The organism is Chloroflexota bacterium (assembly GCA_009840625.1).
Lineage (GTDB): Bacteria > Chloroflexota > UBA11872 > UBA11872 > VXNJ01 > VXNJ01.
Window position 1 is genome coordinate 324,019 of sequence record VXNJ01000010.1, and the last position, 11,522, is coordinate 335,540.

The 11,522-nt window shown below is 66.9% G+C and carries 9 protein-coding genes; all 9 read right to left on the bottom strand.

The features are described 5' to 3' along the window. Window position 1: 1 nt before the first annotated feature. The 9 genes from F4X41_07960 to F4X41_08000 all read right to left on the bottom strand — a co-directional run bounded on the left by F4X41_07960 (window position 2) and on the right by F4X41_08000 (window position 11,368). Complete coding sequence (locus F4X41_07960) at window positions 2-853, bottom strand: xanthine dehydrogenase family protein subunit M (protein MYB16948.1); 852 nt, start codon at window positions 851-853, stop codon at window positions 2-4. Beyond that, on the bottom strand, window positions 850-3,240 hold the full coding sequence (locus F4X41_07965; GenBank protein MYB16949.1) for a molybdopterin-dependent oxidoreductase: 2,391 nt from the start codon (window positions 3,238-3,240) through the stop codon (window positions 850-852). The genes F4X41_07960 and F4X41_07965 overlap by 4 nt, the downstream gene beginning before the upstream one ends. Then, entirely contained in the window at window positions 3,237-3,716 is a 480-nt protein-coding gene (locus F4X41_07970; GenBank protein MYB16950.1) for a (2Fe-2S)-binding protein, read from the bottom strand. The genes F4X41_07965 and F4X41_07970 overlap by 4 nt, the downstream gene beginning before the upstream one ends. Window positions 3,717-3,747: 31 nt before the next feature. Continuing rightward, the gene (locus F4X41_07975) at window positions 3,748-4,194 is read right to left on the bottom strand and encodes a carbon monoxide dehydrogenase subunit G (GenBank protein MYB16951.1); all 447 of its coding nucleotides are present in this window, start codon (window positions 4,192-4,194) and stop codon (window positions 3,748-3,750) included. Window positions 4,195-4,496: 302 nt separating this feature from the next. After that, window positions 4,497-6,884, bottom strand: a complete 2,388-nt coding sequence (locus F4X41_07980) for a molybdopterin-dependent oxidoreductase (GenBank protein MYB16952.1) — start codon at window positions 6,882-6,884, stop codon at window positions 4,497-4,499. 36 nt (window positions 6,885-6,920) lie between these two features. After that, window positions 6,921-8,321, bottom strand: a complete 1,401-nt coding sequence (locus F4X41_07985; protein MYB16953.1) for an amidase — start codon at window positions 8,319-8,321, stop codon at window positions 6,921-6,923. A gap of 79 nt (window positions 8,322-8,400) precedes the next feature. After that, entirely contained in the window at window positions 8,401-8,913 is a 513-nt protein-coding gene (locus F4X41_07990) for a carbonic anhydrase (protein ID MYB16954.1), read from the bottom strand. Between the two features lie 69 nt (window positions 8,914-8,982). Continuing rightward, window positions 8,983-10,692, bottom strand: coding sequence for a hypothetical protein (locus F4X41_07995; GenBank protein ID MYB16955.1), 1,710 nt, complete (start codon window positions 10,690-10,692; stop codon window positions 8,983-8,985). Window positions 10,693-10,810: 118 nt separating this feature from the next. Beyond that, complete coding sequence (locus tag F4X41_08000; protein MYB16956.1) at window positions 10,811-11,368, bottom strand: GNAT family N-acetyltransferase; 558 nt, start codon at window positions 11,366-11,368, stop codon at window positions 10,811-10,813. Window positions 11,369-11,522: the final 154 nt, after the last annotated feature.

An 11,522-nucleotide genomic window follows, 5' to 3' on the forward strand; every position in this document is an offset into this window, starting at 1 on the left:
ATTAATCCCTGGTCGCGGCCGCCTCGATTGCCCGGCGCGCAATGACCTCCACCATGGCCCGGCGGTACTCTTCGCTGCCGTGCAGGTCGGCATTTACGAACTCGAGTCCGTCGCCGGCGCCGGAGGCGGCCGCAGCCGCCCCGGAGGGAAGCTCGGCACCGCTTAATGCGCCCTCTACCGCGCTGAGGTGCTGGGCGTGACTGGACGCCCCGGTTACGGCAACGCTGGCCGACCGGCAAACGCCGCCGGCAAGATCCAGCGCCGCCGCCACGCCGACAAGTGCGAAACGCGAAGCGCGCTGCTCCAGCTTGGCGTAGGCGGCCGAACGCCGACCGTTGAACCGCACCCCGGTGATGATCTCGTCCTCGCCGAGGTCAACGGTGAGGATGTCCTGGAAGAAATCCGCCGCCGACACGCTCCGTCCGCCACCGGGGCCTTGCAGATCGATCTGGGCGTTTAAGGCCACCAGCACGGCCGGCAGGTCGGCGCCCGGATCGGCGTGGGCAAGGCTTCCCCCGATGGTGCCGCGATTGCGTACCTGCGGATCGCCGATTTCGGCGGCGGTTTCGGCCACGATCGGAGCATAGGAGCGCAACAGGTCAGAAGCGGCCAGTTCGGAGTGGGTTGTTCCCGCGCCGATGGTGACCTCCTCCCCGTCGCAGGAGATACCCTGCAACTCGGCGATCCCGCCGATGTCGATCAGCAGACCCGGTTCGGCCAGGCGCTGCTTCATGATCGGGATCAGACTGTGCCCGCCGGCCAGCAACTTGGCCTCGTCGCCACCTTCACGCAGCAAAGCAAGGGCTTCCTCGACGCTGCCGGCGCGGGTGTAGTCAAACGAAGTTGGAATCACTGTTGGCCTCCGTTTTGCTGAATGAGACGCCACAGGCGCTCGGGCCGCAGCGGCATGTCGATGTGCCTGATGCCGAATGGCGCCAGGGCGTCCACCGCCGCGTTGATTACGCAGGGCGATACGCCGATGGTGCCCGCTTCACCGACGCCTTTAGCTCCGAGCGGATTGACCGGAGTCGGGGTGACGGTGCGTTCGAGTTCGAAATGCGGCAGGTCGGCCGCGCGCGGCATTACGTAGTCCATGAAACTGGCCGTCAGCGGCTGTCCGTCCCGGTCGAACACGACCTCTTCGAACATCGCCTGGCCGATTCCCTGCGCCAGTCCGCCGTGCACCTGGCCTTCGACGATCAGCGGATTGATCACGTTGCCGCAGTCATCGACCGCCACCAGCTTCAACAGCTCGGGTTCGCCGGTTTCGCGATCGATTTCAATCATCGAGATGTGGCACCCGAACGGGTAGGTGTTGTTCTCGGGCTCGAAGAACGCCTCTTCGGAGAGCCCGGGTTCCAGCCCCGGCGGCAGCGGCACCGGTATGTAGGCAAAGTCGGCCACTTCGGCAAACGTCTTGCTCACTTCCGGACGACCGATCGCCTGGATCCGCCCGTCGACGAATTCGAGGTCCTCGGCCGTGATTTCGTGATCGGAAAGCAAAGCGGCCGCGAATTGTTTCATCTTGTCGCTGGTCTTGCCGGCGGCGAGATTGAGAGCGGCCCCGCCGACCGCTTGCGAGCGGCTGCCGAAGGTCCCGATCCCCTGCTTTACGACGCCGGTGTCGCCATGCAGGATGGTGATGTCCTCGATCGGCACCGAGAAATGGTCCGCCAGCATCTGCGCGAACGTGGTCTCGTTGCCCTGGCCGTGCGGCGAGGACCCGGTGGTGGCGGTGATCTTGCCGCCCCGCTCGATGGTCACCCCCGAGTGTTCCCAGCCTCCGACCGGAACGGTCGATGAGGGACCCAGGCCGCAGACTTCGACGTAGAAGGACATTCCCACGCCCACAATCCGGCCCTCGGCGCGGGCGCGGTCGCGTTCGGCCAGCATTCCCTGCCAGTCGGCCACTTCCAGCGCCTTGTCCAGGGTGGCGACGTAGTTGCCGGAGTCGTAGACCAGGCCGGTCACGGTCGGGTAAGGGAACTCCGCCGCCGGCATGAAGTTCATGCGCCGCAGCTCGGCCGGATCCATGTCCAGCTCGCGGGCCAGCATGTCGACGATCCGCTCCAGGAAGTAGAGCGCCTCGGGACGTCCGGCGCCGCGGTAGGCGTCGGTCGGAGTCTTGTTGGTGTAGACCTCGGTCAGCCCGTGGCGGACGACTCCGATCTTGTAAACCCCGTTCATCATCAAGCCGGTAAGGGTCGGGATGATCGCCGTCAGCAGGACCTGGTAGGCGCCGATGTCAGCCAGCAGGTTGGCGCGAACGGCCAGGATCTTGCCGTCCGACTTGGCCGCTATCTCGATGTCGCCGAGCAGGTCACGGCCGTGGGTCGTGGCCAGAAACGCCTCGGTCCGGTCCTCGATCCACTTGACCGGGGCACCGGTCATCTTGGAGACCGCGGCGGCGGTGTATTCCTCGCCGTAGATGTTGATCTTGCAGCCGAATCCCCCGCCCACTTCGGGAGCTATCGCCCGGACCTGGTGCTCGCCCATGCCGAGCATCCCGGCCACCAGGGTCCGCAGGATGTGCGGGTTCTGGGTGGCGCTCCAGACGGTGATGTAGTCGCGGCCCGGCTCGTAGTGGGCCACGACCCCGCGGGGTTCCATCGCATTGGGGGCCAGGCGCTGATTGAGCATGCGCTGCCTTATCACCACGTCGGCCTCGGCAAACGCGGCGTCGACTTCGCTGTCGTCCTCGGGTTGGGCGGTTTCGGCGTTCACGCCGGTGCCGCCGTAGACCCCGTCGACCGCGACATTGCGTTCGAATTCGTCGTGGATAAGGGTCGTTCCCTCGGTCATCGCCGCTTCGGGATCGACGACCGCAGGGAGTTCCTCGTAGTCGACCGAGATCGCATCCGCGGCGTCGCGGGCCAGGTAGCGGTCTTCGGCCACGACCACGGCCACCGGCTCGCCGACGTAGCGCACCCGGTCGGTGGCGATTGAATGGTGGTCGGGCGCCGGGAAGGGGGTCCCGATCGGCATTGGCCCCAGGCTCTCGGCCAGCTGCGCGCCGGTGAGCACCAGTTCGACGCCTTCCATCGCCTCGGCGGCGCTGGAGTCGATGCTGCGGATGTTGCCGTGGGCTATGTCTGAGCGCTTGAGGGCCATGTAGAGCATGCCCGGGAGCTTTACGTCGTCGACGTAGGTTGCAAGGCCCTGGATCAGACGCGGGTCCTCGCGCCGCCGGACGCGCTCGCCGATGAGTTTGGGCAGTACTGGTCCAACTTGGGTACTCATTGCTGCGCCATCCTTTCGGCCGCGGCCCGGATCGAATTGACGATGTGCTGGTAGCCGGTGCAGCGGCAAAGATTGCCGGAGATCCCGGCCCGGATCTCGGCATCGCTGGGGTCCGGGTTGTTCTGCAGGAGGTCGAGCGCGGAGATGATCATGCCCGGCGTGCAGTAGCCGCATTGCAGGCCGTGCTCTTCCCAGAATCCTTCCTGCAGCGGGTGCAGTTCACCGTTCTGGGCCAGTCCCTCGATGGTGGTCACCTCGGCGCCGTCGGCCTGCACGGCAAAGGTCGTGCAGGATTTGACGCTTTTGCCGTCGACCAGGACCGTGCAGGCACCGCACTGGCTTGTGTCGCAACCGACGTGGGTGCCGGTCAGGTTCAGATCTTCACGCAGGAAATGCGCCAGCAGCAGCCGTGGCTCGACCACGGCCCGCCGCCGCCGCCCGTTCACCTGGACGGTTATTGGTACCGGATCCGACATTGCGACCTCCTTGTCGCCGGGTCAGAGCCGCCTAGGCGGCGCTTTTCTCAATTCGTTGTTCGATGGCCCTGCAGAACTGACCGATCAGGAGCCGGGCGGCTCCGCCCATCAGCCGGTTGCCGAGGCGGGCGATCGTGCCCCTGGCCCGGACCTCGGCCTGATAGTGCATGACCGTCTGATTGCCGGCCTCCTCCAGCCGCACCCGCGCGTCGGCGGTCCCGCCGCCGGGTCGGCCCGAGCCTTCGATGCGGAGGCGGAAGGACTCCTCGGGAACCCGTTCGGAGACCTCTACCCGTCCCTGGTAAGTGCCGCGGACGGCGGCGATCCCCACGCGCATGCTGGACTCGTAAGTGTCGGGTCCGACTTCATCGAAGCTCTGCACGCCGGGCAGCGTGGCGGCCAGGACCTCGGGATCCAGGAGCATCTGGTACAGCAAAGGGCGCGGTCCGGCAAACTGGTGCTCGCCGCTGATCTGCACCGCCAAACCCCTCCTCCCGGCACCCACCGCCGAGCAACTTCCAATAAACCCGCGTAGGCCAGATTAGGCCGGCCGACCCGGGAGCCGAAATCCCGTCTCAACCGGCCCGAAGTAGCCCGGGTTCCCGGTTGGGCGCCCCGATTCTAAAGGTGGCCGCTGACCCCTTATGCCCGCTCGAACAGGGCCGGTTCGGGCGATGTTCCGACCGGGCTCAGCGGTCCTCGTCGACGGATGGCCAAAACGTGCGGTTGACCCAATTTGCGGGTCGCCGCGTCCGCGACGGCCATCGGTCGCGGCCGGTGTCAGGCACGGCGGCGGCCCGCTTGAATGAGGCGCCATAGGCGTTCGGGTCGCAGCGGCATTTCGACGTGTCGAACCCCGAACGGGGCGAGCGCGTCGACCGCCGCATTAGCCAAGCATGGCGCCGCTCCGATGGTGCCGGCCTCGCCGACGCCCTTGGCGCCGAGAGGATTCAACGGGGTCGGGGTCACGGTTCTGGCCAGTTGGAATACTGGCAGGTCGGCCGCCCGCGGCATTACGTAGTCCATGAAACTGGCCGTCAGCGGCTGTCCGTCCTGGTCGAACACGACCTCTTCGAACATCGCCTGGCCGATTCCCTGCGCCAGTCCGCCTTGGATCTGGCCTTCGACTATCAGCGGATTGATCACGTTGCCGCAGTCGTCGACCGCGGTCAGCTTGAGCAATTTGGGAACACCGGTTCCGGGGTCGATCTCGATCATCGAGATGTGACACCCGAATGGGTAGGTGTTGTTCTCGGGCTCGAAGAACGCCTCTTCGGAAAGCCCGGGTTCCAGTCCCGGCGGCAGCGGTACCGGTATGTAGGCAAAGTCGGCCACATCGGCGAACGAGCGCCAGATTTGCGGTCGGCCGGCGGCTTGAATGCGTCCGTTGGCGAACTCCAGATCGGCGGTTTCGACCTCGTCGTCGGCCATCAGGGCGGCCGCGAATTGCTTCATCTTGGCGCCGGCCTTCTGGGCGGCCTTCAGCAGCGCGGTCCCGCCTACGGCCTGCGAGCGGCTCCCGAAGGTCCCCACGCCTTGCTTTACCACCCCGGTGTCGCCGTGCAGGATGGCGATGTCCTCGATCGGAATCGAGAAATGGTCGGCCAGCATTTGCGCGAACGTGGTCTCGTGGCCCTGGCCGTGGGAAGTCGTTCCGGTGGTGGCGCTGACCTTCCCGCCGCGCTCGACCGTCACCGCCGAGTGCTCCCAGCCGCCGGTCCCTCCGGGGGCCGAGGGACCACGGCCGCAGATCTCGACGAAACAGGCCAGGCCCACGCCGACGATGCGGCCTTCGGCGCGGGCGGCGTCGCGTTCGGCCATCAGCGCGTCCCACCCGGCAATCTCAAGCGCCAGCTCCAGGTTTAGACGGTAGTTGCCCGAATCGTAGACCAGGCCGGTGGCGGTCCGGTAAGGGAACTGGTCGGTTGCAACGAAATTGCGGCGTCGGATTTCGGCCGGATCGATTTCCAGCTCGCGGGCCAGCATGTCAACGGCGCGTTCCAGGAAGTAGATCCCCTCCGGTCGGCCGGCGCCGCGATAGGCGTCGGTCGGGGTCTTGTTGGTGAATACCTCGGTCAACTCGTGGTGGATCAGCGGAATCGAATAGACGCCGCTGATCATCCGGCCGGCGTTGGTCGGGATCGCGGCTGTCATCAGCGCCTGATAGGCGCCGATGTCGGCGACGAGTTTGGCTCGCACAGCCAGGATCGAACCGTCGCGCCGGGCCGCAATTTCGATGTCGCCGTGGATATCGCGCCCGTGCGACGTGGTCAGGAACGCCTCGGTGCGGTCCTCGATCCACTTGACCGGGGCGCGCACGATGCGGGACAGCGCGGCCACGACGTGATCCTCCCCGTAGACCTTTTTGGCCCCAAAGCCGCCGCCCACTTCCGGGGCGATCGCGCGTACCTGGTGTTCGCCCAGACCCAGAACCCTGGCCACCATTGACCGCAGCAGGTGCGGGGCCTGGGTCGAGCTCCAGATGGTCAGGTAATCGCGACCGTGATCGAATTCGGCGACCACGCCGCGCGGCTCGGTCGCGCTCGGCGCGAGGCGCTGATTGAGCATCGACTGCTTGACGACGACGTCAGCGCCGGCGAACGCTGCCGCGACTGCATCGTCGTCGCCCTCGCGGGCGGTCGCCGGATCGACCGGGGTTCCCCCGCGGAAGCGGTCGAGCGCGATGTTGCGCTCAAACCCTTCATGCAATCTGACCGCGTCCTCGGCGACGGCAGCGTGCGGATCGACCACGGCCGGCAGTTCCTCGTACGTGATCCGGATTGCGTCGACCGCGTCGCCGGCGATGTAGCGGTCGGCGGCAACCACCACTGCCACCGGCTCGCCGACGTAGCGCACCCGGTCGATGGCCAGCGGATGCTGGTTGGGCGCGCGGATAGCGGACACCCGCGGTATCGGGCCGATGTGTTCGGCCAGCTGCGCGCCGGTAAGAACCAGCTCGACCCCGCTGATCGATTCGGCCGCGCTGGTGTCGATGACGCGGATGTTCCCGTGGGCGATCTCGGACCGCTTGAAGGCGGCGTGCAGCATGCCGGGTAGTTTGAGGTCGTCTACGTAGGCGGCCTGACCCTGCACGAGACGCGGGTCCTCGCGGCGTCGGACGCGCGCCCCGATCAGTTTCGGCAGCACCGGACCGTCCAGGTGTTTCATCGCGGCGGCCGGGGAGGCGGGAGCGGTTCCAGGGGTCTAGACCGAAGGGTGGCGCCGGTAATCGGTCGCCTGCTCGAAGGCGTAACCGGCGCGGCAGAGGACGGCTTCGTCCCCGGGCGACCCGACGAGCTGCAGGGCCGTGGGCAGGCCCTCTTCGGTCCACCCGTTGGGCAGGGTGAGAGTCGGGGCGCGATTCATGTCCCAGGGGGCGGCGAACCGCCGGCGAACCGGACCGTGATCGACCATGGGTCCGTCGTAGAGGGATTCTTCCGAAACCGGATGTGGCAGGTCTCCACCTGCGGGACAAGCGAGCATGTCGATTCCGTCAAATGCACGGGCGAGCAATCCGGTCAGTTCGGCGCGCAGATCACAAGCCTCTGCGTACTCGACCGCCGACTTCGAAGCCCCAAGCTCCAACCAACCGCGGAACCAGGGTCCGTAGTCCCGGGCCCGGCTGGGAAAAGTCTCGGCGTGAGCGGCTAGAGCCTCCACCGAACAGAGCGTGGGCCAGACAAGGGTGTACGGGTCGATCGGGGGCAGTTCGACGTCCACGATCTCGGCGCCCAATGCCTCCAGGGCCCTGACCGATTCGGCGACCGCGGCGGCGATCCGCTCGTCCACGTCTCGGGTGGCGTATCCAGGGTCGTACCCGACCCGGAGGCCGGCGATTCCGGCAGCGATCTCGTCAAGCAGCGCCGGGGCGGGCTCGGGCAGCGTCGTAGCGTCGTTGGAATCGTCGCCGGCGATAGTCTCGAGCACCGCCGCGCAATCCCAGGTTGAGCGCGTCATCGGCCCGACGTGGTCCAGCGATTGGGCCAGGTCGAGCACCCCGTAGCGGCTCACCCGTCCCCACGTGGGCTTGAGCCCGGTTATCCCGCAGGCGGCGGCCGGCGACCTGATCGAGCCGCCGGTGTCGCTGCCCAGCGAGGCGTAGCAAAGTCCGGCGGCGGTCGCGACGCCCGAGCCGCTCGACGACGCCCCCGTCCAGCGGTCGGGCGCCCAGGGGTTGAGCGGAATCTGGCGGGCGCGGTTGTAACCGCCCATCGCTCCCTCGGTCAGGTTCAACTTGCCCAGCAGAATCGCGCCGGCGGATTTGAACCTGGCAACCACGGTGGAATCGAAATCCGGAACCAGGTCCTCCAGAACCTTGGTCCCGCCCATGGTGCGCGTGCCCTGCGTGAAGCAGAGGTCCTTGACCGCAATCGGGATTCCGTGCAGTGGCCCTCGGTATCGGCCGCTGGCGATTTCCTGCCTCGCCCGGTCGGCCGCTTCCAGGGCGGACTCGGCCATAACGGTCGCATAGCTTCGCCAGGCCCCGTCGATGGCCGCGATGCGGTCCAGCTGGGCGCGGGTCAATTCGACTGGACAAAGATCCCCCGCGGCCAGACGCGGAGCGAGTTCCTCGATCGTGGCGTAGCAGAGCTCTTCGGAGTTCATGTGGCTCTCGTTCCTGGGCTTTCCGGCGCCGCCGGCCCGATTGTGCTTTGGCTATTTCCGGCCAATTGGCGAAGGCCGGTCAGCCGGTGGAATCCTTGAATTGGCCGACCTCGCTCAATTCGCCGGTGGCACAGTCATAGACGAATCCCCGCACCCGGTCCTTGTGCGGGATGAAGGGGCTGGCCTGGATCAAAGCGATCGATTGGCGCACGTCGTCTTCAAGATCCGTGAACGCGCCCAGCGCGAACGGGGGCCGCAGCCCGGTTTCGGCCTCGATCTGATCCTTGACGTCATCGTCGCGGAATTTGAGCATTCCGCAGTCGCTGTGGTGGATGACCGCGATTTCGGTTGTTCCCAGCAATCGCTGCGAGATCACCAGGGATCGCAAGGCGTCTTCGCTGACAATGCCCCCGGCGTTGCGAATCACGTGCGCGTCGCCTTCGGCAATTCCCAGGAACCGGTGGACGTCCAGGCGGGCGTCCATGCAGGTAACGACCGCCAGCCGAAGCGCCGGCGGCGATGCCAGGTCGCCATGCTCGAAGCCCGCGGCGAACCGGGCGTTGTTGGCCAGGAGTTCTTCGATTACCGACAAATCTGCCCCCCGGTTAGCGCGCGGGATCGAATTGAGCGCGCCCTATTAGAAGGTTTAAGGTCGGCTACTTCAAATGCCCTGGGCGTGGGCGGAATGGAAGGTGTCCACGCCGGCCCGGAAGCCCGCGCGGGCGTCGGCGACGATCGCCACCGGGCTGGCAAAACTCGAAAAACCCTCCGCCAGGTCCATGTCGCCGTTCACGTTGATGCGGTGTCCGCGGCTCCGCAGCCCGGCGACGATTTCCTCTGCAAAGCGCGGGTCTAGCGCCGTTTCGGGCAGCGAACAGTCCACCCGAGGCGAATCGATGGCTTCCTGTGGCCCCATCCCAAAATCCACTACCTTGGAGATGAGCTGGGTGACGCAGTTGGTTATGCGGCGTCCGCCCGAGGCCCCAACCGCCATGATCGCCCCCTCCGGACCCAGCACCAGCGCCGGGGTCATGTTGTTCAGGGCCCGTTTGCCGGGCTGGATGGAATTGACCCGGCCCGGAACCGGGTCGAACCACATCATTCCGTTGTTCAGGACCACGCCGGTCCCCGGCGACATGAATCCGGACCCGAAACTGGCCATCAGGGTGTTGGTCAGCGAGACCGCATTGCCGTCTCCGTCCATTGCGCAGAGGTGGGTCGTCCCGGCGTCGAATGCCGGTGCGCTGGCGGGCAATCTGGGCCCCGGCGGCGCGTCATCGAACTGCCAGGGGTCGCCGGGTTCGAACACCGGGACTTTCCGCGGGTCGATGAGGGCGGCCCGCTCGGCCAGGTACCCATCGGCGACGAGGCCGCGCCAGGGAGCCTGGACCGTCTCCGGGTCGGACATGTAGGCGTAGCGGTCGGCGTAGGCCAGGCGCGCGCTGGCGATGTAGGCGTGCAATCCGTCGAGACTGTTGTGGCCCAGTTCCGGACCGCCGCTCAGCTCGAACAGCTTCAGGGTCATCGCCGAGGTGGTGCCGGCGCACGCGAACGGCGGCACCCGCACGGTCCGGGATGAATAGGCGATCTCCAGGCCGCGGTCCCAGTGGTAGGGCCGGTATTCGGCCAGGTCAAGTTCGGTGAGGATCCCGCCGGCGTCGGCGACACCGGCGACGATCGCGCTGGCCACGTCACCGCGGTAGAAACCGGCCGGCCCCCGCTCGGCGATCTCCTCGAGGACGTTGGCGAGATCGCCCTGCCGCAGGCGCACCTCGGCGCCGGGTTCGGAAGCCGGCAACTGCCCGTCGGGCAGGAACGTGCGGGCAAGTTCCTCCGACCCGAGCAGCTTGGGTACGGCCATTCCCAGCGCGTAGAGGGCGTGCCAGCCGGGAACGAATCCATCACGGGCCAGCGCGATCGCCGGGGCGACGACCTCGGCGAGCGGCAATCTGCCCAGACGCGCCTGGGCCTCGCACAGCCCCGCCACCGCGCCGGGTACGGCGATCGAGCGCGCCCCCTGGAGGTTTGCGTCGCCTTCCACGCCCGGCCAGCCAAAACTGCCGACCGCGACTTCCCCGGTGAGGGTGTACATGTCGGGCCGGGCATTGACCGGACCCTTCATCTGGAAGCCGAAAACGCCGCCGCGGCCGTCGACCTGATAGACCAGGTAGCCGCCGCCGCCGATGCCGCTGGATCCGGGTTCGACGACTCCGACCGCGAATGCGGCCGCCACGGCGGCGTCGACCGCGTTTCCGCCCAGTTCGAGCATTGCCAGACCGGCCGCGGTGGCGCGGCGGTCTTTGCTGGCCACCATGCCGCCATTGGCGACCGCCTCGGTCTTGGCGATCGTCGTGCGGGTCGGCTTGTTCATCTTGGAGTTTGGACTTTTCGCCTCGATACAGCTGGGCGCGAGCAGTTTCCCTGGAGGTTTTTAACCTAGCCGGGGACCGCGCCCCGACCCGCGGGCGATCCGGCCGCCGCGCGGCCGGTCAGCGGGAGCGCTGCCATTCCGAGTAAAGGATGCCGTAGCTGTAAACGTCGCCGGGTTCGCCGCGGACCATGTGGTGTTCGCGGAGCAGCCCCTCGCGGCTCATTCCGAGTTTTTCCATCACCCGCCAGGACGCCCGGTTGCGGACGTCGGCATGAGCCCATACCTTGTGCAACCGGTAACTCTCGAATGCCAGCCCGATGACCGCCGCGGCCGCCTCGGTGACCAGTCCCCTGCCCCACAGGGGCCGGGCCACCGAATAACCCATCCCTGCATTTCGCTCGGGGGGATCGATCCTCAGATCGATGCCGCCGACGACGCTGCCCCGGTAGGTGATGGCCAGGCTGGCCAGTTTCGACCAGTCGGCCTTGACCTGGATCTCCACATAACGTTCGGCGTCCTCCCGGGCGTAGGGGACCGGCACTGCCAGAAAGCGGCCAAACTCGCGATCCCGGGCGTATTCGAACACGTCATCGACGTCGGCGGTTTCAAAGGGGCGCAGGATGAGCCGCTCGGTGTGCAGCGTTACCGGCGATTGCGATCTGGTTGACATTGCCATGGTTTCGGAGTCCAGCGAATTGCGCCGCCAAGTTTCGCCGAACCGGGCTTCGGAAAGGGGTCTTGGGCCCGGCTCCGGCCGGGCCGCGGAGTTTTTAGGGCGCGACCTATACCTTTTCTATAGAGCTTTATCCGTCCCGGATTCAGGGGCACGC